We start from the raw sequence: 25,114 nt of genomic DNA, 5'->3' as shown, positions 1-25,114 counted from the left end.
CTGCCCGTCAGATTCATCCACATCCACAACAGGAGGAACCATGAGTCAGGAAAACCAGCGCACGGAGCCGGAAGAAGAAGTGGGCGGATACGGAACGCCGACGGCCGAACAGGAGATGGGCGGAGCGGACAACAAGCAGTTCGCCCAGCCGCGGGACGAAGAGGATTTCGACGCCGCGGGCCTGAACCAGGACAGCCCGGACGGCGAAACGTTCGCCACGGGAACCCCCAACCTCAGCCACTTTAATGAAGAGGACCAGGACAGCGCCGGCGAGCCCGGGGCGGGCCGGTTCGGCGGTACGGACGAACAGCACCATGCCGAAACGGACTCAAATGACCCCGGGTTTGAACCGGGGGAGCCGCCCGTTCCGCGGGACGCTGACGTGCCCTCCGCCGAGGCCGAAATCGATGAATCCAACGCCGATTCGCAGGGTTCGGAGCCTTTCTCATCGGAGTCGGACCAGGACGCTGCAGGCCTGCCGGACGGCAGCGGCAACGACCTGCCCAAGGAGAAGTCACCGAACGACGACGGCGACGAAAGTTTCGACGCCGGCTGACAGTCTGGTGCGGGCTGACTGAGTCTTTCCGCCGCGGGCGGGACCGGGACCTTTTAGTGCCCGGTCCCGCCCGCGGAGCCATCTCAGGACGTATCCTAGTAACAGGTTTTGCAGTGGGCCGAGCGTATCGAAGCTAGGCGTGCTCATGGCCGCGGCAACCCCCGGGGCGACGGTCTGGGAATCACTTCCCGACCCCCCGGATATGGTGTTCGACAGCACGGATGTCGAGGACTTCCTTGCTGCAGTCACCCACGAGTTCATGCGCGATATTGACGGTGACCTCCGCGGCATCAGCTGGGCCGTCACGTTTTTCCGCCCCGGCGTAACCCGGACCGCCGCCGCGGGCAGCGCCGCCGCCCGGGCAGCTGACGAAGAACAGTGTTCGTTTGCGGACGGACCCGTGCTGGAATCCCTTCGCACCGGTGATTTTGTTCATCTGGCTGACGTCGCCCGTGACCGCCGGTGGCCCGGCTATGCCAATGTTGCCGCCGACCACGGTGTCAGGTCACTGCTGTCCATACCCATCGTGGCCCGCGCAGGCTGGAGTGCCGCACTAAGCCTCTACGCGGCCACCTCCCACGCCTTCACCAGCGAAGACATCATCCAGACGCGCCGGTATGTGCGGCAGGTGGCCAGGTCCCTGCACATGGTGGCGCGGGTGGCGGAACGGGCAGAGGCAAGCGCACAGTTGGCGGTTGCCCAGAGCTCCATGGTGCTGATGGACCTGGCGGTCACCGTCCTCACGGCTGACTACGGGCTCGGCCACGAAGCAGCACTTCAATACCTCAGGACTGTTGCACGGCACACCAACCAGGGACTCCGTGAAACAGCCATGAACATTGTGGCCGCATCGCACACGGGACCGGCAGAACCGGGCCCGGACAATGCCGGCTTCACTGGACTCATTTCGGCCAAACCCCCAGGCCGAAACGAGGGACCCTACACAACAGGGAGAACAGGATGAACGCCTGGAAGCAGGACAAAGAAGTCCGAAACGCGGCTGCGGAGGCTCCGCCCCACCCTTGGCACCGGCTCGTGGCAATGGGTGACTCGTTCACCGAGGGGATCGGCGACCCCGAACCCCGCAGCGAAGGAGGTCTGCGCGGCTGGGCTGACCGTGTGGCCGAAGAACTCAGTGCCAACCAGCGGGAATTCGCCTACGCCAACCTTGCCGTCCGGGGCCTGCTGGTGCAGCAGATCCTGGACCAGCAACTGGAGCCCGCGCTGACCCTCAAGCCCGACCTTGTGACGCTCTCCGCAGGCGGCAACGATATTGTCTTCCGGCGCAGCGACCCGGACCGGCTCGCGGAAAAGATCGACGCAGGCGTTGACCAGCTGACCCGGTCCGGCGCCACGGTGGTCCTCTTCGCCGGACCCGACTGGGGCGCCACACCGGTCTTCAGCCAGATCCGCGGCAAGGTTGCCATCTTCAACGAGAACCTCCACACCGTGGCCTCCCGCCACGACGCCGTGATGGTTGACCTGTGGTTCCTGCGGGAGCTCTCAAGCCCCGGCATGTGGGATCCGGACCGGCTTCACTTCTCGCCGCTGGGGCACCACACCATCGCGGCGGCCGTGTTGAAGGCCCTCGGCGTCCCGCACACGCTGGTGCCCCTGGAACCCAAACCCCCGCGGGCCCGGAGCTGGAAGGAGGCCAGGTCCGAGGACCTGATCTGGGCACGGGAATACCTGGTCCCCTGGGTGATCCGGCAGCTGAGGCACCCTGCAGAAGCGGCCCTGGCCCCCAAACGGCCCGAGCCGGGGCCGGTCTTTGGCATTGGCAGCCCGCCCGGCCCGTTTATCGGGGGCAGCCACGCGGCCTGAGTCAGCGCTTCTTCGGGGTCCGCTTCGTGGCGGCGTTGAGGGCGGCCTTCGCGGCGGGCGGCAGGCCTGCCACTTCCGATTCCGGCTCCGCCACCGTGCCACGGGCCCTCGCGATGGCCTTCATGCCGTGGTAAATCACCAGGGCCGCCGCGGAGCCTAGGGCAATGCCGGTGAAGGTCAGCTCGCCGATGGTCCAGGTGTAGTCGGCAATGCCGATGATCAGGGCGACGGCGGCGGTAGTCAGGTTGATCGGGTTGGAGAAGTTCACCTTGTTCTGGACCCAGATCTTCACACCCAGGATGCCGATCATGCCGTAGAGCATGGTGGCCGCGCCGCCCAGCACACCCTGGGGGACCGTGGCGATCAGTTCGCCGAACTTCGGCGAGAAGCTCAGCACGATGGCGAAGACGCCGGCAACCCAGTACGCCGCCGTTGAATACACCTTGGTTGCCGCCATAACGCCGATGTTTTCCGCGTAGGTGGTGGTGCCGGAACCGCCGCCGGCTCCGGCGAGGACTGTTGCGACGCCGTCGGCCATCAGCGCACGGCCGGAGACGCCGTCGAGGTTCTGTCCGGTCATGGCCGCCACGGACTTCACATGCCCGATGTTCTCAGCCACCAGGACAAGCACCACCGGGACAAAGAGGCCAAGCACGCCAACGTGGAATTCCGGTGTCTGGAACTGGGGGAGGCCGATCCACGCAGCAGCGTCCATCTTGGCGTAGCTCACTTCGCCGCGCAGCATGGCCACCAGGTAGCCAACCACCACGCCCACCAGGATGCTGAGGCGGCCGATGATTCCCTTGAACAGGACGCTGACCAGGATGATCGTGGCCAGCGTGATCACGGCGGTGACAGGGGCGGCGTCGAAGTTCATCTTGGCCGCGGGGGCCAGGTTCAGGCCGATCAGCGCCACGATGGCACCGGTGACGATCGGCGGCATCAGCCGGTTGATCCAGCCCGCGCCGAACTTCTGCACAATCGCACCGATCACGGCCAGTGCGACGCCGGCAAGCAGCACTCCGCCCAGCGCACCGGGTACGCCGAACTGCTGCTGGGACGCCATGATGGGCGCAATGAACGCGAAGCTCGAGCCGAGGTAGCTGGGGACGCGGCCCTTCGTGATGACCAGGAACAGCAGCGTGCCGATGCCCGAGAAGAACAGGGTGGTGGCCGGCGGCATACCGGTGATGATGGGGACCAGGAACGTCGCGCCGAACATGGCCACGACGTGCTGCATACCCACCCCGATGGTCAGCGGCCAGGCCAGCCGCTCGTCCGGGGCAACCACGTGGCCCGGCTTGATTGATTTGCCGTTGCCGTGCAGCTTCCATTTCATTCCGAGCATGCTCATGGGCTGGGCCTTTCAGGGGGTTGGCCGCTGGGCCGGGGATGTTCCGGTGCAACAATACCGCGATGCAGGGTCCGGTGACCCGGTGTGCCGGACGTCACGTGCCGTCACGGGAAGAAGACACGAACGCTTGAAGTTGCAACTATGGAAAGCAGACCGCCGGCCCATCTTCCCGATGAGCGGGCCCAGCGAAAGGTACGCACATGACTATTGCCCACGAAGAAGCAGTCATCGACTCAGCAGCCGTCGACGCCATCTTTGCCGAAGCCCGCACCGCCAACTCCTTCACCGGCGAGGTGACCGAGGACCAGGCCCGCGCCATCTACGAGCTCACCAAGTTCGGCCCCACGGCTTTCAACTCCCAGCCCCTCCGCGTCACCTATGTCCGCTCGGACGAGGCCCGCGCCAAGCTGGTTGACGCCCTGGCGAACGGAAACAAGGCCAAGACCGCCTCCGCTCCGCTGGTTGCCGTCCTCAGCTACGACACCGCCTGGGCCGAGCAGTGGGACACCTTCCTGCCCGAGTACGGCGCACCGAAGGCCATGTACGACGCCGCTCCGGACCTGGCTGCGGCCACCGGCAACAACAACGCGCACCTGCAGGCCGGCTACTTCATCCTTGCCGTCCGGTCCCTCGGCCTCGCCGCAGGCCCCATGACCGGTGCCGACTTCAACGCCATCGACGCCCAGCTCTTCCCGGCCGGCGAGCAGAAGAGCTTCCTGGTGGTCAACATCGGCCAGCCCGGTGAAGATGCCTGGGGTGCAGCAAAGCCCAAGTTCGCCTACGAGGACGTCGTCCGCACCGTCTGACCCTCTCTCACTTAATGCGGCTTTTCGGGGAATGATCTCTCACTTAATGCGGCATTAACGCCGATGCTCTCTCACTTTCCTCAAGAAAGTGAGAGAGCATCGGCGTTTAAAGCGCATTAAGTGAGAGAGCGTCTGTGGGGGTGGGGGCCAGGGTCCCGGTGCGGTGCGGTAGGCGGGGGTTAGGCGATCACGCCGTCCACCAGGGCCTTGGCCTCAGCCTGCACCTGCTTGAGGTGCTCCTCGCCCTTGAAAGACTCGGCGTAGATCTTGTAGACATCCTCGGTGCCGGACGGGCGCGCGGCGAACCAGGCGTTTTCCGTGACCACTTTGAGCCCGCCGATGGACGCACCGTTGCCGGGCGCCTCCGTCAGCTTGGCTTTGATGGGTTCGCCGGCCAGTTCCGTGGCCGTGACGTCCGACGGCGACAGCTTGCCGAGTGCCGCCTTCTGCTCGCGCGTGGCTGCTGCATCGATGCGCGCGTAGACGGGCGCGCCGAACTGGTCGGTCAGCCCCTTGTAGAGCTGCGACGGGGACTTGCCCGTGACGGCCGTGATCTCCGAGGCCAGCAGTGCCAGAAGGATGCCGTCCTTGTCCGTGGTCCAGACGCTGCCGTCCAGTTTGTTGAAGGAGGCGCCGGCCGATTCCTCGCCGCCGAACGCGCCTTCACCGGACAGCAAACCCGGCACAAACCACTTGAAGCCCACGGGGACCTCCACAAGTTTGCGGCCCAGGCTCTCGGCCACGCGGTCGATGATCGAGGATGACACCAGGGTCTTGCCCACCACCGAGTTGGGGTTCCACCCGCTGCGGTTGCGGTAGAGGTAATCGATGGCGACGGCGAGGTAGTGGTTCGGGTTCATCAGGCCACCGTCAGGTGTCACGATGCCATGCCTGTCGGCGTCCGCGTCATTCCCGGTGGCGACATCGAACGCGGAGCCCGCGCCGCCGTCGGACATCCGCTTGATAAGAGACGCCATGGCGGCGGGCGAGGAGCAGTCCATCCGGATCTTTTCATCCCAGTCCAGGGTCATAAATGCCCATTGCGGGTCCACGGTGGGGTTCACCACGGTCAGGTCCAGGTGGTGGCGTTCGCCGATCTCGCCCCAGTAATCCACGGAGGCGCCGCCCATGGGGTCGGCGCCGATGCGGACGCCTGCTTCGCGGATGGCGTCCAGGTTCAGGACGGACGGGAGGTCGTCTACGTAGCTGCTGAGAAAGTCGAACTTGCCGGTGCTGTCAGCGGCGAGGGCGTCCGCCACGGGGATGCGCTTGACGCCGCGAAGATCGTTTTCGAGCAGTTCGTTGGCGCGGTTGGCGATCCAGCCCGTGGCGTCGGAATCGGCCGGGCCGCCGTGGGGCGGGTTGTACTTGAAGCCGCCGTCGGCCGGGGGATTGTGGCTGGGCGTAACAACGATGCCGTCCGCTTCCGGGGCGCCGGCAGCGCGGTTGTTGTTGTACGTAAGGATGGCGTGGCTCAGAGCCGGCGTCGGCGTGTAGCCGTGGCGGGCGTCCACCAGCACGTTCACGCCGTTGGCAGCCAGCACCTCAAGCGCGGAGTTCTGTGCCGGTTCGCTGAGGGCGTGGGTGTCCTTCGCCAGGAACAGCGGGCCCGTAATGCCCTGGCCCGCCCGGTATTCGACGATGGCCTGCGTGATGGCCACGATGTGTTTTTCGTTGAACGAAGCCTTCAGGCTGGATCCCCGGTGTCCCGAGGTGCCGAACGCTACGCGCTGGCCGGGATCACCCAGATCCGGCGAAATATCGTAGTACGCGTCGAGGAGCGCAGTGATGTCAACAAGGTCCTGGGGTTGGGCAACTGTGCCCGCGCGGCTAGCCATGGGACCAGCATGCCAGACCCGGGCGGGCGGCAATACGACCCGGTCCAAATCGCGGACCCTGTGACGCGGAATGTCATGAACAAGTAGTGAAACCTGAGTACTTGGTCGAAAAGTACCTATATACCGGCTCACCGCGCCGCTGTTACGTTCGGAAAAGTCAGGCAGCAGCGCACGACGGCGGCAGCACCGTCGTCGCGCATTGCGGCAGTCAGCAGCGGCGCGCGCAAGCAGCCGCTACAGGAAGTGGGGACCGGTCATGGGGGCAGGGGACGGCGCAGCCGAACAGTCACGACTCGCGGCAGAGCGCGTCCAGCGGCTGAAACGCCAATTGGACCAGGCCGAGCGGGCCACAAAATCCTGGGACGCCGGGGCCGTGGGCGAGCGGATCGTTGCCGACCGGCTCAGCCAGCTCGTCCCGCACGGCTGGTTCCTGCTGCAGGACGTGCACTGGCCCGGCCGGCCGAAGGCGAACCTGGATCACGTGCTGGTGGGACCCGGCGGCGTGGTGGTCGTGGATGCCAAGAACTGGACGGGTGAAGTCCGTGTGTCCGGCGGGGTCCTCTGGCAGGGCCGGTTTGCCCGCACACAGTCAGTGGAGGGCGCCCTGGCCCAGTGTGCCGCCGTCACCTCGGTGCTGGAGCCGCCGCACCGGCGCTTTGTCCGCCCCTTGATCTGCCTCGCGGGCCAGCCAGACGTCTTCGCCATCACCAACGCCGACGTTGCTGTGGCCGGTGTCGACCGGATTGTGGATGCCGTCCTGGCGCTGCCTGCCGTGCTCGACCACCAGTCAGTGCTGGGCCTGTATTCGCATCTTGCGCGGCAGCTCACGCAGGACCCGGCCCCGGACAGTCCTGCCCTGAAGTCCTTGACTGCCCACCGCGTGGTGGTGACGCCGTCCGCGGTCCGGCCTGACGCGTCCCAGCATCCGCCGGCCCGGCACGGTACCCGGCCGGTCGTGCGGCCAAATGACAGGCAACCAACGAGGCAATCAGCCCATGGCGGCCATGGAGTGTACAGGGCCGCCTCGGGAACCGGCCGGAAAACGAAGGCGCAGCAACACGCCGCCGGCGCGATGGCCCGGCTGCTGTGCCTCGCCGGATTTGTGGTTTTCGCTGTGTACGCGCTGCCGTATTTTGGCCAGTAGGACTGGGCCGGAGGCGGCGGTAGGCTGGAAGCGAAGACTTCGATTGGGGAAAAAATGAGTGACCAGACAACGCCGCGCCCGGATCCGCAGGGGTCCGGCGCCCAGGGATCGGGCGATTCATACGGTTACGAACCGCCGCAGTTCGTGCCGCCTCAGGGTTCCACCAACCCGGCGCCGCCCCTCTACGACTGGAACCAGCCCGGGGCAGGCCAGTACAGCCAGCCTGCCGAGCAGTACGGCGCGCCCTACGCTCAGCCCGGCAGCCCGTATGGTCCGCCGAACAGCTACGGCCAGCCCAATCAGTATGGCCAGCCCAATCAGTACGGCCAGCCGGCTTATTACGGCATGCCGGCCGCCGAACCCAAGGGCCTGAGCATCACCAGCATGGTCTGCGGAATTTCCTCGGTCCTCCTGGGCTGGTTCATGATTCCGCAGGTCGTTGCGATTATCACCGGCCACCTGGGCCTCAGCCGCGAACCGGCCGGCAAGGGGTTCTCCATCACCGGGCTGGTCCTGGGCTACCTCTGCCTCGTCGGGTATGGAGCGATCTGGCTGTTCCTCATCATCGGGCTGGCGGCCTACAGCTCCAGTTCAGGCTACGGCTACTAGGCTTCCGGAGACGTTTCCGGCGACGGGTTTGCGGCCGCGATCCGTTGCGCCCGTTCGCGTTCTGTCCCGGTGAGCACACCGGAACCTGTGTGCTGCAAAGTCCAGTTCGTCTTTACTCCGCCAGGCCCGGTGAGTGACCCGCCGGCCAGGGCGTTCTCGATCCGGCGGCGGACCTCGTCTTCCTTGTCCGGCTCGGCAGCGAAGACCACCCTTAGCCGGACCCCGTCGCCTTCCCGGGAGTGTTCGGTGTGATGCGGGGCCAGGGGGCACGGCGGTTCATGCTCCCAGCTTCCGCATAGTTCAAGGGTGATGGCCGCACCCGGTGCCGCGGGATCGGACCCGGCAGCCATCAGCAACGATGCTTCGTGAACGTACTGTCCGCGCATTCAGGGTTCCTCCTGCTCCACGACGGGTTTTGTGTGGGTTTCCCGGCCAGGCTGTTCGGCGGGCGGGCGGGTGCGGTGCCGGACCGGGCAGTGGAAAGGCCCCGGTATGGGGCCTTTCGTCAAGCGGGCTTGGCCAACGGGTCAGACCCTCTCGCGGGTGCGCTCAGCAGCGGGTTCCCCGGCCTCGTGGTTCTTCCGCCGGCGCGGGAACGCCCAGAAGGTGAAATCCTTGGCCGTGAATGTCGGTTCAGTACGGTCCGGCGGAGTTTGCTGGCGCACTTCGGGTTCGCGGGCGGACTCTTTCTTAGTGCCCCACCCGAAATCCTTGCTTGATGAATAGCACATCACAGACCTCCTCAAAGTGACTGCCTTTTAATGTTCCACCCGTTTGGCCGTGGAGTCGACACCCTCTAGCCAGCCCGCACCGGCTTCAGAACCCCAGCTGCGCCGCCACCTGGAGCAGGAGCAATTCTGACCCCTCTGGTCCCACCAGCTGGATGCCCATTGGGAGTCCGGTGCCGGGTTGGCCACCGGTCCAGTACACGGGAATGGTGATGGCGGGCAGGCCGCAGACGTTCACCATCGAGGACCACGGCGCGAACTCGCACTGCCTCCGGTAGTCGTCGTCGGCGTCGCCGGCCCACGCCGCGGCGGGCCAGCGCCCGTCCCCGTGAGAGGCGCCGGTGAACCAGCCCACCGGCCTTGGTGTCTGGGCAAGTGAGGGCATCAGCATCAGGTCCCACGCCGCGTACTGGGTGATGGAGTCGCGCTGGATTTGCCGCAGGAAGGCCAGCGATTCGTTCAGCTTGGACGCGCTGCGCTGTTGGGCCCTGCGCCGGAACGTCCGGGTCAGGGGTGCGAGCAACGCTTCACGGTGCGGGCTGATCCGGGCGCTTCCGACGGCGGCTGTCCAGGCTGTGGTGAAGGCGTCCGGGTAGCGGTTGTCGTAGCGGATGGCCGCTTCGGTCACGGCATGTCCGGCGTGTTCCAGCATGTCCCGGCCCGCCTGCAGTGCCGCGAGGGCTTCCGGTTCCGTTGTGAACGGGAAGGTGGCGGACCAGGGACTGTCCAGGGTGAGGCCGATCCGCAGCGGCCGGGGTTGCTGTGCGACGGCGTCGAGGTAACGGCTGCCTTCAGGGGACGGCGCCAGCGCGTCCACCAGCAGCGCAGCATCGGCGGCGCTGCGGGCAAGCGGTCCCGCCACCACCAGCCCGGCGGGGTCTCCCAGACTCTCGCCGGACGGCACCACACCGCGTCCGGGCTTGAGGCCCACCAGCCCGCAGGCAGCCGCGGGGATCCTGATGGAGCCGCCGCCGTCCGTCCCGGGCGCGAAGGGGAGCAGCCGGTCGGCCACTGCGGCAGCGCTGCCGCCGGAGGAACCGCCGGAGCTGCGGCTGGGGGCATGCGGATTGCGCGACGGCGGGGCGATGCGGTTTTCGCTGTACGCGGTGAGGCCGAATTCCGGAACCTGGGTCTTGCCCAGCGAGATCACCCCCTCAGCCTTTAGGGCCGCCGCCAGCGCGCCGTCGATGGGGGCTGGTTTATGGTCCAGTGCTGCGCTGCCATGAGTGGTCACGACGCCGGCCACATCAGTCAGGTCCTTGAAGGCCAGCGGCATGCCGTGCAGGAGCGGGAGGCCGTCGGCGGTGCCTCCGGCGTGGTCCGCTGCCCCCGCGGTTCCCAAGCCCTTCCGAAGGCGGGCATAAAGCTCGTCGGCTGCGCCGGCGTCGGCCATTGCCTGTTCCGCGGTGACGGTGACGAAAGCGCCCAGCAGCGGATTCCGCTCGGCGATGCGGGCAAGGAAGTGACCTGTGGCTTCCCGGGCCGAAAGCTCCCCGGACCGAAGCGAGTTCCGCAGCTGGACGGCGGACATGCCGTGGATCTCGGCTGTGGAAGCGGTTGTCTGCGCAGCGGGCAAGGCTCCTCCTCAGGATCAACTAGAAGCGTAACCTGCCCGGGTTTCGGCAGTCATGGCTGCCGCTCGCGCTAGGCTGGAAGAAGACCAACACCATCCGAAAGAGGACTCCCGTGAGCGATTTCGAATCCGTGCCAGTGGGCGACGTTCCGGCCGACGCCGCCATCCTGGACGTCCGCGAAGACTACGAGTGGGTAGCGGGACACGCAGAGGGTGCCCTTCACATTCCGCTTGACCAGTTGCCCGCACGCCTGGGCGAACTCGACCCGGACCAGGACCTCTACGTCATCTGCCGCACTGGCGGACGGTCCTTCCGCGCCGCCCAGTGGCTTACCGGCCAGGGCTATGCGGCCATCAACGTTGCCGGCGGGATGGACCAGTGGCTTGAGTCGGGGAAGCCTCTGGTGTCTGACAACGGGCTGAAGCCGCTCATTCTCTAGCGGCAGGCCCCGCTCCCGTCCATCCCCATTGAGGAATATTCCATGCCGGCGTCACCCGCTACCTACACGTTCCTCGGTCCCGAGGGAACCTTTACCGAAGCGGCGCTGATGCAGGTGCCGGGCGCGGCGGCGGCTCACCGTATCCCGGCCTTTAACGTGAACGCGGCACTGGACCTGGTCCGCGACGGTAGTGCGGACGCGGCCATGGTCCCCATTGAGAACTCGGTTGAAGGCGGAGTCACGGCCACGCTGGACGCCATTGCCAGCGGGCAGGAACTCCGGATCATTCGCGAGGTCCTTGTCCCCATCAGCTTTGTGCTGGTGGCCCGTCCGGGCACGCCGGCCGCCGCGGTCCGGCGCATCTCCACCCACGGCCACGCCTGGGCGCAATGCCGGCTGTGGGTCGACGCGAACATTCCGGGTGCAGAATACGTCCCCGGGTCCTCGACAGCCGCAGCAGCCATGGGGCTGCTGGAAGAGGACACCCACTACGACGCCGCTATCTGCGCACCCATCGTCGCCCGGGAACAGCCGGGCCTGGACGTCCTGGCGGAAAATATCGGTGACAACCCGGGAGCCGTGACACGGTTCATTCTTGTCAGCCGGCCCGGTGTCCTGCCCGAACGGACCGGCGCGGATAAGACCACCGTGGTGGTCCCGTTGCCCGAGGACCGGCCCGGGGCCCTGATGGAAATCCTGGACCAGTTCGCCACCCGCGGGGTCAACCTCAGCCGGATCGAATCCCGGCCCACCGGCCAGTATCTCGGCCACTACTTTTTCAGCATCGACGCCGATGGACATGTGCAGGACGCCCGGGTGGCTGATGCGCTGGCCGGACTGCACCGCATCAGCCCGGCTACCCGGTTCCTGGGCTCTTACGGGCGGGCGGACGCGCAGACCGTTCTCGTGGCCCCGCACACCTCTGACGAGGCATTCCGTGCAGCGCATCAATGGGTGGGCGGAATACTGGGCGGGGCATACACTGCGCCCGAAACGGCTTCCGAAGCTTCGCCCACAGCGTAGGCCGGGGTACTTCCGCGCGATTGGTACTGTGCGTATGCTTGCTTGATCCACTTGGGGGACGGCCCCTAACGAAGGGAGCATGTCATGAACACCAGCAGCACAGACGATGACGGCCAGGGCATGATCGTTAACCCCAAACCGACCGCTGACAACCAGGACTGGGACGGCGATGAGGCTGACCGGGCCGACCGCCTCCGCTTTGAAGAAGAGCAGGCCATGATCCGCGAGCAGTCGGAAGCGCGTGCCGCTAAGGCCGCCGCGGAGGAAGCAGCCAAGAAAGCCACTGCTTAAGGTGAACGCGGGGGCAGGCCCTGCTCAGGCTGCCTGCCCCTTGACCCTGATCAGGAGGGACCGCGGCGCCACCCGGACGGTGAGCTTCGTGGCCAGGCCGGCCGTATCGCCGTCGATCTGTGTCGGCATTGGCTCCGGGCATTTGATGACTATCGTCCCTGCCCGGTACATCGTCATGATGGGCAGGTTGCCTTTGTGCTTGAAGAGGATTTTGGCGTACATGGCCAGCCAGCCGATGGCGCTCCGCGGGCTCATGACCACCACGTCGAGCATGCCGTCGTCGATCATGGCTTCCGGTATGAAGTCGATGCCGCCGGGCACCAGCCCGCAGTTGGCGAAAAGCACGCTGCGGATGTTCCGGACCTGCTCGGGGCTGTCATCCAGGGCCACGGACACTTTCCTCCGCCGCCCGGGCAGGTGCCGCATGCCGGCCTCGGTGTAGGCCAGCCATCCCACCGCTTTTTTGAGGCCATCGTTGGTGTCCGCCAGGATCTCAGCGTCCATGCCGATCCCGGCGATTACCAGGAACAAGTGTTCGGCGGAGTGGCCGGTGCGGGAATTCTCGATGCCCATCCGTGCGGTGTCTATGTAGCGCTGCTGACCGAACAACGCAGTGTGGATACTGGCGTGGAGATCGTAGACGTCAATGTCAACGTTGCGCGCCAGCAGGTTCCCGGTTCCCAGCGGGATAAGCCCCATGGCCACATCCGTATGCGCGAGGGACTCCGCCACGACGCGCACGGTGCCGTCTCCGCCGCCCACGAGGACGACGTCGGCGTTGTAGTCCAGCGCCGCTTTGGCCTGCGAGTACCCCGGGTCCTCCGCCGTGGTTTCCAAAATGAGGGGATCGTCCCAGCCTGCTGCTAGGCACGCGCGCTGGATGGCTGCCTTCGCTTCGGCGGCACGCGCCTTGACGGGGTTGAGGATGACGGCCACGCGCTGGTTGCTGAGGTCGGCTTCGTGCGCGTCTTCATGCACGGCGCTGCGAATGTGCAGTGCTTTGAGCTTCCGCACCCCCCACCAGCTGGAGACGGCGAAAGCCAGCGCTGCCGCACTCAGGAGGTAAAGGAGCCAGTCGTTCATGGTGCCTCAACAGTATCCCGGCCGCGCCGCCGCCCCTTGCCGCGTCCGCGCGGCGGTCCTGCCCGCCCGGGATTCGATACTCTTGTCTGGTGATCGACGTTAAAGACCTCAGCGAAAACCCGGACAAGTTCCGTGCCAGCCAGCGCGCCCGCGGCGCCGATGAATCCGTGGTGGACGCGATCATCGCCGCAGACTCCGCCCGGAGGGCCGCCCTGATCCGCTTTGAAAACCTCCGCGCCGAGCAGAACGTTTTCGGCAAGAAGGTGGCGCAGGCCAAGGGTGACGAGAAGAAGGCGCTCCTGGCCGAAGTGAAGGAACTGGCCAACACGGTCAAGGCCGCCTCCGCTGAGGCCGACGCTGTGCAGGCAAAGCAGGACGAACTGCTGCGCAGCATCCCCAACCTCATTGAGGACGGCGTCCCGGCAGGCGGTGAGGACGACTACGTTGTGGTCAAGACCGTCGGCACGCCCCGCGAGTTCCCCGATTTCAAGCCCAAGGACCACCTGGAAATTGGCGAACTGATCGGCGCGATCGACATGGAGCGTGGCGCCAAGGTATCCGGCGCCCGCTTCTACTTCCTGCGCGGTGTGGGTGCGCGCCTCGAGATGGCGCTGCTGCGGATGGCCATGGACCAGGCCATCGAGGCCGGCTTCGTGCCCATGATCACGCCCACCCTGGTGCGCCCGGAGACCATGCAGGGCACCGGTTTTGATGTCAAGCACGACGCCGAGATCTACCGTCTCGCCGAAGACGACCTTTACCTCGTGGGAACCTCCGAGGTGCCCCTGGCCGGGTACCACGCGGACGAGATCCTCGACCTGACCGCCGGCCCCATCCGGTTCGCCGGCCAGAGCTCGTGCTACCGCCGTGAAGCCGGCTCCCACGGCAAGGACACCCGCGGCATCATCCGCGTCCACCAGTTCAACAAGGTGGAGATGTTCATCTACACCACCGTTGAAGAGGCCGCCGCCGAACACGAACGGCTCCTGGCCTGGGAAGAGGAAATGCTGGCCAAGTGCGAGCTGCCCTACCGGGTCATCGATACCGCTGCCGGTGACCTCGGCATGTCCGCCGCCCGCAAGTTCGACTGCGAAGCGTGGGTCCCCACCCAGGGCGCCTACCGCGAACTCACGTCCACCTCGAACTGCACCACGTTCCAGGCCCGCCGCCTAAACATCCGTGAGCGCGTCATCAACGACGAAGGCGTAGCCAAGGGAACCCGCGCCGTGGCCACCCTGAACGGTACGCTGGCCACAACCCGCTGGATCGTGGCCATCCTGGAGCACCACCAGAACCCTGACGGCTCGGTCAACGTCCCGGCCGCACTGCAGCCGTACCTCGGCGGACTGGAAGTCCTCCCGGTCCTCTAGGTCCCATTGACACACGGGCGTCCGCCACTCCGTCGTAGTTGGAGTGGCGGGCCCCGGCGCCGAACGTTAACACTCACAGCGGGGATAACCTGTGGGTATTAACCACCTGTTCACGGAGTGCTGTGGCGTGCGTCCTAGCCGGTATCAGGGGGCTCTGGTCTACTTGGTGTATGACTACATTGACTGAAACCACAGTTGCTGGCACCGATGACCAGCGGATCGCAACCGAAAATGTCACTAAATTCATGGTGGCCCTGGACGTGGATGGCACTTTGGTGGACCATGACGGCCACATGTCTGCGCCGGTCCGTGACGCCGCGCGGGCCGTGGTGGCCGCAGGACACGACGTCCTGATCGCCACCGGCCGTTCCCTGAACGCCACGCTGCCCATCATCGAGCAGATCGGCATGGACGCAGGCTACGCCGTCTGTTGCAACGGCGGCGTCACCCTCCGGCTGGATCCGGAGCTGGCCGACGGCTACGAGATCATCCACAAGTCCACGTTTGATCCCGCCCCGGCCCTCCGTGCCCTCAGCGAACGCCTTCCCACCGCCAAGTACGCGCTGGAGGACGAGGATGGAAACTTCCTTGCCACCGAGCGGTTCCAGGACGCCAGCTTCGGCGTCGAGTCCATCCCTGTGGACTTCCACACGCTGCTGGAAGCCACTGCCGTCCGCCTGGTGGTGTTCAGTACCGAGAACACGCCAGAGGAGTTCTCCGAAACCATCCAGCAGATCGGCCTGGCCGGCGTGACCTACTCCGTCGGCTGGACCGCGTGGCTGGATATCGCCGCTGCCGGCGTCACCAAAGCCAGTGCGCTGGAGCGGCTTCGCGGCACGCTGGGGATCGAATCCCACCAGACCGTTGCCATCGGGGACGGCCGGAACGACATCGAAATGCTGGGCTGGGCCGGAAGGGGCGTCGCCATGGGGCAGGCCCCGGAGGAAGTCATCGCCGCCGCGAACGAGGTCACCGCGTCAGTGTTCGAGGACGGCGCGGCGCACGTGCTGCGCAGCCTCCTTTCGTAGGACTGCTTCCGGCTGCGGCGGCCCACGCAGCGCACGCCAGTAACAGCAAAACTGCTCAGCGAACCTCGAGGATGAGCGCGAGCAGCCGGGCGGCTGCCGGACGGGCCGCATGCTCCTCGGTCCACTGGGCCCGGGCCACGGCCTTGCTGACCGCCTGCGTGGTGATTCCCAGTTCCTGCGCCACAGCCTTCTGCTGTCCGCGGACCCCAGGCGTCATAAGATCCAAAACCCGCCACTCTGCGCCGGACCGGCCCCGGACAAGGTGGCCCAGGAGCCGGAGGACAGCTTCGGCCTCCTGGGCGAGGTCCGTGAGGGGCCCTTCCACCGCAACCGGGATGCGTTCCTTGCCGTTCCGCAGCCGGTCAACGGCGCGCCGGGCGTAGACCAGGCCGTGTCCGGAGGCGTCCTTGATCTGGTTGGGCAGCGGCTCGTTGACCGGTCCCACCCCTACGCCCACGTACCAGGAGCCGCAGCGGAGGGCGATGAGCGCCGCCTCCACGGCCTGGTGCGGGAAGTCCACAATTCCCTGGACTTCGTCCTCCACCGAGCGGTCAAAATCCAGGCGCGCAGGAATGTGCCGCAGGTCCTTCAGCAGCTGAGGGACGCGGTCGCCGTCGCGCCGGCTATCGGTCTGGTTGATGGTCAACGTGAACATGTGAAAAACAGACTACCCGCTAGTAGCACGCTCCGGGCAAGCCAATAAGGGGTCCTGCAGCAGTTCAACGGCGCGTCCGGGTTGTGCCGCTGCGCCGAAGGTGTTGCGATGGGGGAACGGCTTCCCGCGGGCGGCGCGCAGCAACGTGAGGACGGTTATGGTGGCGAACCCGGAGGACGAATTGATGCAGGACAAATTGTTCCAGGCCAGAATGACGCAGGAAGACCTGGAGCTGGTGGACCGCTGGTGGCGGGCAGCGAACTATCTCTCCGTGGGGCAGATCTATCTGCGGGCCAACCCGCTGCTGCGCGACCCCCTCGCCGCAGACCACACCAAGTCCCGGCTCCTGGGGCATTGGGGGACCACCCCGGGTTTGAACTTTGTGTACGCCCACCTGAACCGGGTAATCCGTCGCGACTCCCAGGACATGCTCTTCGTGGCCGGTCCCGGGCATGGCGGGCCCGCTGTGGTGGCCAACGCCTGGCTTGAGGGGACTTACTCGGAGATTTATGGCCAGGTGGGGCCCGCTGAAGAAGGAATAGCAGAGCTGTTCCGCCAGTTCTCCTACCCCGGCGGCATTCCCAGCCACGCCGCGCCGGAGACGCCCGGGTCCATCAGCGAAGGCGGCGAACTGGGGTACGCGCTCGCCCACGCCTACGGGTCGGTGTTCGACAATCCCCGGCTGATCACCGCCGTCGTAATTGGCGACGGCGAAGCGGAAACCGGGCCGCTGGCGGCAAGTTGGCACTCGCACAACTTCCTGGACCCCGTACACGACGGTGCCGTGCTCCCCATCCTGCACCTGAACGGCTACAAGATCGCCAACCCCACCGTTTTGGCGCGAATGCCGGAGGAACAGCTGGAGCAGCTGCTGCGCGGCTACGGCCATGAGCCTTACTTCGTCACGGTCAAAGATCCCGACGACACAGCGCAGGCGCACCGAGATTTCGCCGCAGCACTCGACGAGTGTGTGGCCGGGATCCGCACCATCCAGGAGTCCCGCCGCGCCGGCTCCCGGCCGGATGGGACGGACGACGGCGGTGCTGGCGCGGGTACACCGGACAGCGCCACCGCGCCGCGCTGGCCCATGATCGTGTTGCGCTCGCCGAAGGGCTGGACCGGGCCGCGGACGGTGGACGGGAAGCAGGTGGAGGGCACCTGGCGCAGCCACCAGGTCCCGCTCTCAGAGGTCCGCACCAACGAGACGCACCTGAGGCAGCTGGCGGAGTGGCTGGCCTCGTACCGCCCGGACGAACTGTTCGGCGCCGACGGCCGGCTCAGGGCCGAGGTCGCCCTCAACGCGCCTGCCGGGAACCTCCGGATGAGCGCCACCCCGCACGCCAACGGCGGACTGCTGCGCACACCGCTGAAGCTGCCCGCTTACTCAGCCCACGCCGTCGAGGTTCATCAGCCGGGAACCGAGCGCATCAGCCCCATGATCACGCTCGGTTCGTGGATGCGCGATGTCATCTCGCTGAACATGGAGACCTTCCGCCTCTTCGGGCCGGACGAAACCGCGTCCAACCGGCTGCAGGATGTCTACGAGGTCACGGACAAGGTGTGGCAGTACCGGATTGACGACGTCGACGAGCACCTCGCGCGGTCCGGCCGGGTGCTGGAGGTGCTGAGCGAGCACCTCTGCCAGGGCTGGCTGGAAGGGTACCTGCTGACCGGCCGGCACGGGGTGTTCAGCTGCTACGAGGCCTTTATCCACATTGTGGATTCGATGTTCAACCAGCACGCCAAATGGCTCAAGGTCCACCGGAAACTGCCGTGGCGGCAGCCGGTGGCATCGCTGAACTACCTGCTGTCCTCGCACGTCTGGCAGCAGGACCACAACGGGTTCTCGCACCAGGATCCGGGTTTTATCGACCATGCGGTGAACAAAAAGGCCGAGGTCATCCGGGTGTACCTGCCGCCGGACGTGAACACACTGCTCTCGGTCATGGAGCACTGCCTGGCATCAACGGACTACGTCAACATCGTGGTCAGCGGCAAGCAGCCGTCACCCACATGGCTGGGGCCGGCCGACGCCGCGAACCACTGCCGGCGGGGGCTGGGCATCTGGGAGTTTGCGGGTTCAGAAGTGCCGGGCGAGGAGCCTGACGTGGTGCTCGCATGTGCAGGGGATGTGCCCACGGTGGAGACCGTCGCCGCCGCCGGGCTCCTCAAGGACGGGGCGCCCGGCCTGAAGGTCCGGGTTGTCAACGTGGTGGACCTGATGAGGCTCCAGGACGCGAGTGAACACCCGCACGGCCTGACATCGCGGGACTTTGACGGCATCTTCACTCCGGACAAACCCGTCATTTTCGCCTATCACGGCTATCCGGCGCTGATCCACCGCCTGGCGTACCGGCGCACCAACCAGGAAGGCCTGCACGTCCGCGGCTACAAGGAGGAGGGGACCACCACCACGCCGTTCGACATGGCCATGCTCAACGGCATCGACCGGTTCCAGCTGGCCATCGACGCGATCGACCGCGTGCCCGGACTCGCAGAGAAGCACTCGCTGCTGCGCCAGAACCTCCAGGACCGGCGGATGCAGGCCCGCGAACACACACGCAGCGAAGGCGAGGACCCTGAGGACATCCGCAACTGGACGCTAAAAGCCTGAGCCGGAGGTGAGTCCTTAGGAACCGCCAAGGCTGGCGAGCCCGCCGGATGGCACGTGAATCCACCCTTCGGTCAGAGCTGCGGCGGCATGAGTGTCCGGGGCGCGCAGGGTCTGGCCGATCGCGACAGCCCGGGCGGTCAACGACGCAATCACCGCGTCAAAGAGGTCGTCGGATGCGGCCAGCCGGTCCTCCTGGCCGGCAAGGTCCAGCCAGGGTGCCGCAGCTTTCAGGTGTTCCAGGATCACGCCAAGCCGCTCCGCCTCGGGGGCGCCCCGGCCCTTGTAGCCACGGGCCAGGAGGCCCCAGATTTTCAGGGAGGCGGCAGGATAGACCTCCGCCAGACGGCCGGACCCGTCCCTGGCCTGCGGCCCGTGCTCCGCGGCGATCCTGGCCTGGATCACGGCGCACCGCATGGCCGGGTGGGCGAGCCTGTCGGCGGAGACGCTGAGGGGGATCAGCCCGGTGTGCCCCGTGACGAAGCGGTCCGTGTCCCGGTAAGCCAGCAGGCGGCGTCCTTCGATGCCGTCGTGGTCCAGGACCGGACCAGCATCAAGGTTCAGATGCCCGGCGAGGAACGGCAGGAACGCGTCCGGCCAGCCGACCGGGCAATCGATTCCCGTCATCGAACTGCTGCCGAAGAGCTCTACGATTTCCCGGTCATGCACGTCCAGGGCGAGGTGCTCGAGGCGTGCGGTGCCGACGTCCCAGGCCAGGACAGCGGCGGCCGTCTTTTTGGTCGCCGCCGCAAGATCGACGCCCAGGGTCCTCATGCAGCCGCGCGGTACTGGAGTGCCCCCGGGATGCCGCCCGTCCCGCCGAGGCTCTCGCCACGGGCGAAGGAAGCCCACAGCCTGCGCACTTCCCGGCCAACGGCGTCGATCTCTTCCCAGGATGCGCCTGCCAGGAGCCCTGCAGCAGCCCAGGTTTGCCGGTTGCCGAACAGCAGCGGGAGGTCGACCGTATGGGCGGCACGGTAGAAGTTCCCGGGCGCACCCCAGGACAGCACATAGCTGTGGGCTCTGCCTCCGGCCCGGGCGTGGCGGCGGGCAAACTTCCGCGCAGCCCTCCCATACACCGCGTTCGTCACGGCCCAGTTGATGGCCCTGACCGCGGCGGTGCCTGCCAACGGAACCCTGCCCAGCCGGCTGAGGACGCCATTTCGAGGCATAAACAGCCGGGCTTCGTCGGACGTGTGCCCGATCAGGACCTCGATGTCCGGTGCCGTCGCGTTCCAGGCGTCCTCGATTGCGGCTTCCGGGGGCAGCGGGGCATGTCCGTATTGGGTGCCGAATGGCATGGCCGCAATCAGCCCGTACTTCCGGGCTACCTGCGAGACGTGGTTTTCAACAGCCACAACGTCCATGGCAGGGGTGTCCTCGGTGACCGCTTCCGCGGCAATGCCCATGGCGCGGCTCATCTTGTGCCGGCCGCGCGTAATGCCAAGGGGAGCGCTCTGGATGATGGCCCGCTGGAACAGGGACGGCGCTTCGGGCGTCGCCATAAGGTGGGCCACGGAATCGCCGCCTGCCGATTGGCCGAACGCGGTGACACGTCCCGGGTCGCCGCCGAAGGCTGCTATGTTGCGCTGCACCCAGCGGAAGGCCTCCAGCTGGTCCAGGAGGCCGAGGTTCGCCGGCCGGCCGGTTCCGGTGGCCAGGTAGCCGAACAGGCCGAGGCGGTAGGTCACGGAGACCACGATGACCCGGTTTTCGCGAACCAACGCGGAGGCATCGAAGATCGCCAGGTCCCCGGAACCGGAGGTGTAGGAACCGCCGTGCAGCCACACCATGACAGGGACCCGCTCGTCGTCGGCAAGCCCGGACGGGATGGTGATGGACAGGCGCTGGCAGTCTTCACTGCCGGGAAGTTCGCCGTAGCGGGTGCCCAGGACGTCGTCGAGGAAGGGGACGGGTCCCTGGGGGCAGGCGGGCGCGAGGCTTGTCGCAGCGAAGGGGGCGGTCCAGCCAGGCGCAGCTACAGGAGGTTGGAAACGGCCCGCGGTGGCGTAGGGAATGCCGGTGGCGCGCAGCACCCCACCATCCCGCCAACCGGTGACAGGCCCGCACGGAGGATTAAACGAAGGCTCAGAACTCACAGCCCAACGATTCCACAGTTTGCTGAGAGTTTTTGTCCACTTACTGCGGCTTTGCGGCCGCCTAAGCGACGTTATCCGGACAAAAACGCGATCCGGACAAAAACCCGGGAACCAACGACGGCGGGTGCCGGCTCTCGCAAGCCGGCACCCGCCGTCGTAGTTAATGTGCGCTAACACGGCCAGGATTCCCTGACCGGGCGAAGCGCGGTGGGGACTAGTGCGCTGCCGGCACGTAGCGCTTGATGGAGGCTTCCAGCTCGGCCTCGGCCGCGGCGCGGTCGCCCCAGCCCTCGGCCTTGACCCACTTGCCCGGCTCCAGGTCCTTGTAACGGGTGAAGAAGTGCTCGATTTCCTTGATCAGGAATTCGCTGACGTCGCTGACTTCCTGGATGTGGTCAAAGCGGGCGTCAACGGGGACGCACAGGACCTTGGCGTCGCCGCCGCCGTCGTCGGTCATGTTGAAAACGCCGATGGGGCGGGACTCAACGATGACGCCCGGGTGCAGATCGAAGTCCTGCAGGAGCACCAGTGCGTCCAGCGGGTCGCCGTCTTCGCCCAGCGTGTTCTCGAAGAATCCGTAGTGCGTGGGGTACTGCATGGAGGTGAAGAGGACGCGGTCCAGGCGGACGCGGCCGGTCTCGTGGTCAACTTCGTACTTGACGCGTGATCCCTTGGGGATCTCGATGGTCACGTCATGCTTCATGGAATGCTCCTCGGCAATTGCAGGGGGTTCGCGGCACAGGAGACGAACCACAAAAGGAGTGTCGGTGCCGCCGACTACTATTGAGGATATAGCGAGAGGCCCAGGTTTCAGGAACTTGCGGGGAAATTTCAGGACTTGAGGACCAGCAGCAGCATGAAGGAAACATCGCGCCCCGGCGGTTCCAAAGCGGGGTTCAAGGACGCTTTTCTCTCTGTCATAAGACGCGCCCCGGTGGTAACGCGCGCCGACGGCAGGGCGCGGAAGTTGCTGCCTCAGGCCTTCCTTGTTGCCCTGATGCTTGCGCTCGCCTTCCCTGCAGCGTTGGTGGTTGCCCCGGGATTCATCAATCCTGAGCCGCCCGCCGCGCCCGCAACTCCGGCCTGGCAGCTGCTGCCGGCCACACTGTCCGCGCGGCAGGGACTGGCTCCGGTCCCGGTTAACGCTCCGGTGCCGCTGCCGTCCGCGGTCACGGCGCAGCTGGACTCAGTGTTAACGCCCGACGGCGAGGGCAGCTTCACAGGGCTGGTCCAGGATGCGCTCACCGGCGATGTCCTGTTTGACCGGGGCGGGTCGGAGAACCGCGTTCCTGCTTCCAACATGAAACTTTTCACTGCAGCGGCCGCCCTGCGGTTGCTCGGGCCCGACCATCGCTTCAGCACCAAGGCCGTGGCCGGGGCCACGGCCAACCAGGTAGTGCTTACAGGCGGCGGCGATGTCCTTCTCGGTGCCGGCGAATCCGCCCCTGGCCAGGTTATGGGCCACGCCGGACTCGCCACCCTGGCCGCCGCCACCGTGGCGGCACTCCAAGCCCGCGGAACCACGGGCGAGCTCACAGTCCTGGTGGACGATTCCCTGTTCAGCGGGCCGGCCCTCAACCCGGCCTGGGCCGACGGTGATGTTGCGGCCGGCGAAGTTGCTCCGTTGTCTCCGCTCGCCCTGAACTCGGCGCGCTACAACCCGGCCGTCACCACGGGTCCGCGCCCGCAGGACCCGGCCGTGACCGCCGCGGACGCGTTCGCCGCGCAGCTCAAGGCGGCGGGTGCCGCAGTGGGACTCACGGTAGCGGCCGGCGTCGGGCGTTCTCCTGGTTCCCAACCCCCCGGCGCTGTCGCCAGTGCACCCGAAACCGCGTCCCCCGGCCCGGGCGCAGTGCTTGCCGAGGTGAAGTCCGCCACGGTTGGGGACCAGGTGGGCCTGATGCTGGAGTCCTCTGACAACTACCTGGCCGAGGTCCTGGGACGGATGGCCGCTGCGGCATCGGGGGAGCCGGCCAGCAACGACGGTGCCACCGCCGCCGTTCGCGCACAGGTCGGGGAGCTCGGCATTCCCACCGGATCCATGCGGTTCGCGGACGTGTCCGGGCTGGCAATCGGGAACCAGGTCACCGCCGGCCAGCTCGCCGAGGTGGTCCGGGCCATCACTACAGGGACCGATCCGCGACTGCGAACAGCTCTGGACGGCTTCCCGGTGGCAGGGCTGACCGGGACCCTGGACTCCCGTTACGAAGATGCCGCCACGGCACGCGGCGCCGGTCTGGTCCGGGCCAAGACCGGCACCCTGAACACGGTGACCGCATTGAGCGGCTACGTGGTGGACGCCGACGGCCGCCTTCTGGTGTTCTCGTTCATTGGGAACGGCCTGAAGCCAGGTGCCGCCGGGAACCGCGAGGCCGTGGACCGTGCCGCTGCGGCGCTCGCTGCCTGCGGCTGCCGGTAAGGCGGCGGCAGTGGCGGCCGCAGTTACCCGGCCGCAGGGGCCGACGCGCGATAACTGCGTCAGGACATCTGCTGCCGCACGTCGGACCGCTCGCCGGAATCGGGCGCAGGGGCCGACGCTGATGTTTCGGCACGCCCGGCGGCCACGGCAGGTGTGCCGCTGGTTCCCAGCAATGCGGCCACCACGACGGCGGCCACCACCGACTTCCAGCCCCTGCCGGGTCCGAGGGCCAGCGGAGCGATGGGACGGTATGGAATCATGGTGTTCTCTTCGGTAGGGCGGTGGTCACGCTTCCTGTTCCATCGAGTGTGCAAGCGCCCCTTAGCACTCCGCTTTCGGCATCCTGTGCGCACCCTGTGGACCCGCCGGCGGAACTGCAGCGGGCTTGCCGGCGTTCGCCGGTCAGCGAACTTAAGGACCATCCGCCGCGGGCTGTGATGTGATGGGGCTATGGAGTCCACTGCACGTGATTCGTCCGCACCGGCGTCATCCAGCCCGGCCCAGGCCCTGATCAACTGGGACCTGGCCGCATCCACCGCGGCCCGGCTGGCCTCCGCGGGGCCAACGCTTGGTTCGGCTGAAATCGGCGAGGCAGTGGACAGCCTTCGCCGCCTGGCTGACGCCTCTGTCCCGCATGTCCACGAGATCACCGGCCTGGAAGCCGCCAGGGATCTCCGGGACTCGTCCGTCCTGGTGGTGGACCGGGCAAACTGGGCCAAGGCCAACACGCAGAGCTTTGCGGTAATGCTCAGGCCCGCCATGGAGAAAATGCTGGAAAGCCGCCGCGGCACGGTCAGCCCGGCAGCGGCCAGCGTCAGCGGCGCCATCACCGGCAGCCAGCTGGGCGCAGTCCTGGCCTTCCTCTCCAGCAAGGTCCTTGGCCAGTACGATCCCTTCGCCGCCTTGGCCGAAGGCTCCACGGCCCCGGCCGGTGGCAGGCTGCTTCTGGTGGCCCCCAACATTGTGTCGGTGGAGCGGGAACTGAATGTCACGCCCGAGGATTTCCGGCTCTGGGTCTGCCTGCATGAGCAGACACACCGCGTCCAGTTTGCCGCCGCACCCTGGCTCCGCCACCACATGCTTTCCGAAATCGACAACCTCAGCGTTCACCTGCTCGGAAACGTCGACTCCCTGATGGAGCGCGCCTCCGCAGCCGCCCGCTCCCTCAAGGACCGCTCGGCCACGGGCAATACCCCCGGCCGCGGCGCCATCCTCGACCTTCTGCAGAATCCCGAGGAGAAGGAGTCCCTCTCGCACCTGACGGCCGTGATGAGCCTGCTGGAAGGCCACGCAAACGTGGTGATGGACGCCGTCGACGCCAGCATTGTCCCCTCGGTCAAAACCATCCGGCAGCGCTTCACCGACCGCGGCAAGGACCGCGGCGTCATCGAGAAATTCATCCGCAGCCTGCTCGGCCTCGATGCGAAGATGCGCCAGTACTCCGACGGCGCCAAGTTTGTCCGCGCAGTGGTTGACGTCGCCGGGATGGACGGGTTCAACAGGGTCTGGGAATCCGCTGACAACCTCCCCACCGAGCCCGAGATCCACGAGCCCAAACTCTGGGTTGACCGGATGGGTTTGTAGGTGCCGGATTCCCCCCGCCTGAAGGAAGTGCCGCAGGCGCCGCAGGCGAGCGGCCGACGGCGGCCCGGCAGGCTGGCGC

25 protein-coding genes are annotated in these 25,114 nt (G+C 66.7%); 14 read left to right on the top strand and 11 right to left on the bottom strand.

Annotation, left to right across the window (positions count from 1 at the left end; genetic code table 11):
* Positions 1 to 40 precede the first annotated feature (40 nt).
* The 3 genes from GUV69_RS13435 to GUV69_RS13425 all read left to right on the top strand — a co-directional run bounded on the left by GUV69_RS13435 (position 41) and on the right by GUV69_RS13425 (position 2,380).
* On the top strand, positions 41 to 556 hold the full coding sequence (locus GUV69_RS13435) for a hypothetical protein (protein ID WP_164203135.1): 516 nt from the start codon (positions 41 to 43) through the stop codon (positions 554 to 556).
* A gap of 145 nt (positions 557 to 701) precedes the next feature.
* Entirely contained in the window at positions 702 to 1,520 is an 819-nt protein-coding gene (locus GUV69_RS13430) for a GAF and ANTAR domain-containing protein (RefSeq protein WP_164203133.1), read from the top strand.
* Entirely contained in the window at positions 1,517 to 2,380 is an 864-nt protein-coding gene (locus GUV69_RS13425) for an SGNH/GDSL hydrolase family protein (RefSeq protein ID WP_164203131.1), read from the top strand. The genes GUV69_RS13430 and GUV69_RS13425 overlap by 4 nt, the downstream gene beginning before the upstream one ends.
* A 1-nt stretch (position 2,381) precedes the next feature.
* Here the strand turns inward: GUV69_RS13425 and GUV69_RS13420 are convergent, their stop codons facing one another.
* Positions 2,382 to 3,734: a uracil-xanthine permease family protein gene (locus GUV69_RS13420; protein ID WP_164203129.1), complete on the bottom strand. Its 1,353-nt coding sequence runs from the start codon at positions 3,732 to 3,734 to the stop codon at positions 2,382 to 2,384.
* 200 nt (positions 3,735 to 3,934) lie between these two features.
* On the opposite strand from GUV69_RS13420, the gene GUV69_RS13415 reads away from it, so the two are divergent.
* Positions 3,935 to 4,540, top strand: a complete 606-nt coding sequence (locus tag GUV69_RS13415; protein ID WP_164203127.1) for a malonic semialdehyde reductase — start codon at positions 3,935 to 3,937, stop codon at positions 4,538 to 4,540.
* A gap of 179 nt (positions 4,541 to 4,719) precedes the next feature.
* On the opposite strand, the gene pgm is transcribed toward GUV69_RS13415, so the two are convergent.
* Positions 4,720 to 6,378 carry a phosphoglucomutase (alpha-D-glucose-1,6-bisphosphate-dependent) gene (gene pgm, locus GUV69_RS13410; RefSeq protein ID WP_164203125.1) on the bottom strand — a complete coding sequence of 553 codons (1,659 nt, stop codon included), beginning with the start codon at positions 6,376 to 6,378 and terminating at the stop codon, positions 4,720 to 4,722.
* A gap of 256 nt (positions 6,379 to 6,634) precedes the next feature.
* On the opposite strand from pgm, the gene GUV69_RS13405 reads away from it, so the two are divergent.
* Together GUV69_RS13405 and GUV69_RS13400 are read left to right on the top strand one after the other, a co-directional pair.
* Complete coding sequence (locus GUV69_RS13405; RefSeq protein ID WP_164203123.1) at positions 6,635 to 7,522, top strand: nuclease-related domain-containing protein; 888 nt, start codon at positions 6,635 to 6,637, stop codon at positions 7,520 to 7,522.
* Between the two features lie 54 nt (positions 7,523 to 7,576).
* On the top strand, positions 7,577 to 8,131 hold the full coding sequence (locus GUV69_RS13400; RefSeq protein WP_164203121.1) for a DUF4190 domain-containing protein: 555 nt from the start codon (positions 7,577 to 7,579) through the stop codon (positions 8,129 to 8,131).
* Here the strand turns inward: GUV69_RS13400 and GUV69_RS13395 are convergent.
* From GUV69_RS13395 to GUV69_RS13385, 3 genes are all read right to left on the bottom strand, one after another.
* Positions 8,128 to 8,517: a hypothetical protein gene (locus GUV69_RS13395; RefSeq protein WP_164203119.1), complete on the bottom strand. Its 390-nt coding sequence runs from the start codon at positions 8,515 to 8,517 to the stop codon at positions 8,128 to 8,130. The two genes, GUV69_RS13400 and GUV69_RS13395, sit on opposite strands and share 4 nt — an antisense overlap.
* A gap of 141 nt (positions 8,518 to 8,658) precedes the next feature.
* Positions 8,659 to 8,862 carry a hypothetical protein gene (locus GUV69_RS13390; RefSeq protein ID WP_164203117.1) on the bottom strand — a complete coding sequence of 68 codons (204 nt, stop codon included), beginning with the start codon at positions 8,860 to 8,862 and terminating at the stop codon, positions 8,659 to 8,661.
* An 85-nt stretch (positions 8,863 to 8,947) separates the two neighbouring features.
* The gene (locus tag GUV69_RS13385) at positions 8,948 to 10,390 is read right to left on the bottom strand and encodes an amidase (RefSeq protein ID WP_164206532.1); all 1,443 of its coding nucleotides are present in this window, start codon (positions 10,388 to 10,390) and stop codon (positions 8,948 to 8,950) included.
* A 155-nt stretch (positions 10,391 to 10,545) separates the two neighbouring features.
* On the opposite strand from GUV69_RS13385, the gene GUV69_RS13380 reads away from it, so the two are divergent.
* The 3 genes from GUV69_RS13380 to GUV69_RS13370 all read left to right on the top strand — a co-directional run bounded on the left by GUV69_RS13380 (position 10,546) and on the right by GUV69_RS13370 (position 12,186).
* Positions 10,546 to 10,872 (top strand): rhodanese-like domain-containing protein, encoded by a 327-nt coding sequence (locus GUV69_RS13380; RefSeq protein ID WP_164203115.1) that lies wholly within the window; start codon positions 10,546 to 10,548, stop codon positions 10,870 to 10,872.
* Positions 10,873 to 10,914: 42 nt separating this feature from the next.
* A complete protein-coding gene (pheA, locus tag GUV69_RS13375; protein WP_164203113.1) occupies positions 10,915 to 11,895 on the top strand; it encodes a prephenate dehydratase in 981 nt (326 codons plus the stop codon).
* Between the two features lie 84 nt (positions 11,896 to 11,979).
* Entirely contained in the window at positions 11,980 to 12,186 is a 207-nt protein-coding gene (locus GUV69_RS13370) for a hypothetical protein (RefSeq protein ID WP_164203111.1), read from the top strand.
* Positions 12,187 to 12,210: 24 nt separating this feature from the next.
* Here GUV69_RS13370 and GUV69_RS13365 read toward each other — a convergent pair whose 3' ends face one another.
* A complete protein-coding gene (locus GUV69_RS13365) occupies positions 12,211 to 13,269 on the bottom strand; it encodes a diacylglycerol/lipid kinase family protein (protein ID WP_164203109.1) in 1,059 nt (352 codons plus the stop codon).
* Between the two features lie 89 nt (positions 13,270 to 13,358).
* On the opposite strand from GUV69_RS13365, the gene serS reads away from it, so the two are divergent.
* Complete coding sequence (gene serS, locus GUV69_RS13360; protein WP_164203107.1) at positions 13,359 to 14,639, top strand: serine--tRNA ligase; 1,281 nt, start codon at positions 13,359 to 13,361, stop codon at positions 14,637 to 14,639.
* 170 nt (positions 14,640 to 14,809) lie between these two features.
* On the top strand, positions 14,810 to 15,667 hold the full coding sequence (locus tag GUV69_RS13355) for an HAD family hydrolase (RefSeq protein WP_164203105.1): 858 nt from the start codon (positions 14,810 to 14,812) through the stop codon (positions 15,665 to 15,667).
* Between the two features lie 55 nt (positions 15,668 to 15,722).
* On the opposite strand, the gene GUV69_RS13350 is transcribed toward GUV69_RS13355, so the two are convergent.
* Complete coding sequence (locus tag GUV69_RS13350; RefSeq protein ID WP_164203103.1) at positions 15,723 to 16,322, bottom strand: hypothetical protein; 600 nt, start codon at positions 16,320 to 16,322, stop codon at positions 15,723 to 15,725.
* Between the two features lie 184 nt (positions 16,323 to 16,506).
* Between GUV69_RS13350 and GUV69_RS13345 the strand changes: the two genes are divergently transcribed.
* Complete coding sequence (locus GUV69_RS13345) at positions 16,507 to 18,936, top strand: phosphoketolase family protein (protein WP_244292717.1); 2,430 nt, start codon at positions 16,507 to 16,509, stop codon at positions 18,934 to 18,936.
* Positions 18,937 to 18,951: 15 nt separating this feature from the next.
* Here the strand turns inward: GUV69_RS13345 and GUV69_RS13340 are convergent, their stop codons facing one another.
* From GUV69_RS13340 to GUV69_RS13330, 3 genes are all read right to left on the bottom strand, one after another.
* Positions 18,952 to 19,707: a DUF429 domain-containing protein gene (locus tag GUV69_RS13340; RefSeq protein WP_164203099.1), complete on the bottom strand. Its 756-nt coding sequence runs from the start codon at positions 19,705 to 19,707 to the stop codon at positions 18,952 to 18,954.
* Positions 19,704 to 21,032 carry a carboxylesterase family protein gene (locus GUV69_RS13335; protein WP_164203097.1) on the bottom strand — a complete coding sequence of 443 codons (1,329 nt, stop codon included), beginning with the start codon at positions 21,030 to 21,032 and terminating at the stop codon, positions 19,704 to 19,706. The genes GUV69_RS13340 and GUV69_RS13335 overlap by 4 nt, the downstream gene beginning before the upstream one ends.
* Before the next feature lie 214 nt (positions 21,033 to 21,246).
* The gene (locus GUV69_RS13330; protein WP_024818962.1) at positions 21,247 to 21,735 is read right to left on the bottom strand and encodes an inorganic diphosphatase; all 489 of its coding nucleotides are present in this window, start codon (positions 21,733 to 21,735) and stop codon (positions 21,247 to 21,249) included.
* A 294-nt stretch (positions 21,736 to 22,029) separates the two neighbouring features.
* On the opposite strand from GUV69_RS13330, the gene dacB reads away from it, so the two are divergent.
* Positions 22,030 to 23,451, top strand: a complete 1,422-nt coding sequence (gene dacB / locus GUV69_RS13325) for a D-alanyl-D-alanine carboxypeptidase/D-alanyl-D-alanine endopeptidase (protein ID WP_244292873.1) — start codon at positions 22,030 to 22,032, stop codon at positions 23,449 to 23,451.
* A 59-nt stretch (positions 23,452 to 23,510) separates the two neighbouring features.
* On the opposite strand, the gene GUV69_RS13320 is transcribed toward dacB, so the two are convergent.
* Positions 23,511 to 23,711, bottom strand: a complete 201-nt coding sequence (locus GUV69_RS13320) for a hypothetical protein (protein ID WP_164203093.1) — start codon at positions 23,709 to 23,711, stop codon at positions 23,511 to 23,513.
* Between the two features lie 190 nt (positions 23,712 to 23,901).
* Between GUV69_RS13320 and GUV69_RS13315 the strand changes: the two genes are divergently transcribed.
* Positions 23,902 to 25,035 carry a zinc-dependent metalloprotease gene (locus GUV69_RS13315; RefSeq protein WP_164203091.1) on the top strand — a complete coding sequence of 378 codons (1,134 nt, stop codon included), beginning with the start codon at positions 23,902 to 23,904 and terminating at the stop codon, positions 25,033 to 25,035.
* Positions 25,036 to 25,114 lie beyond the last annotated feature (79 nt).

Source organism: [Micrococcus luteus] ATCC 49442 (genome assembly GCF_010367585.1).
GTDB classification, from domain to species: domain Bacteria; phylum Actinomycetota; class Actinomycetes; order Actinomycetales; family Micrococcaceae; genus Arthrobacter; species Arthrobacter luteus_A.
This window is presented reverse-complemented; position numbering and strand designations above follow the sequence as displayed.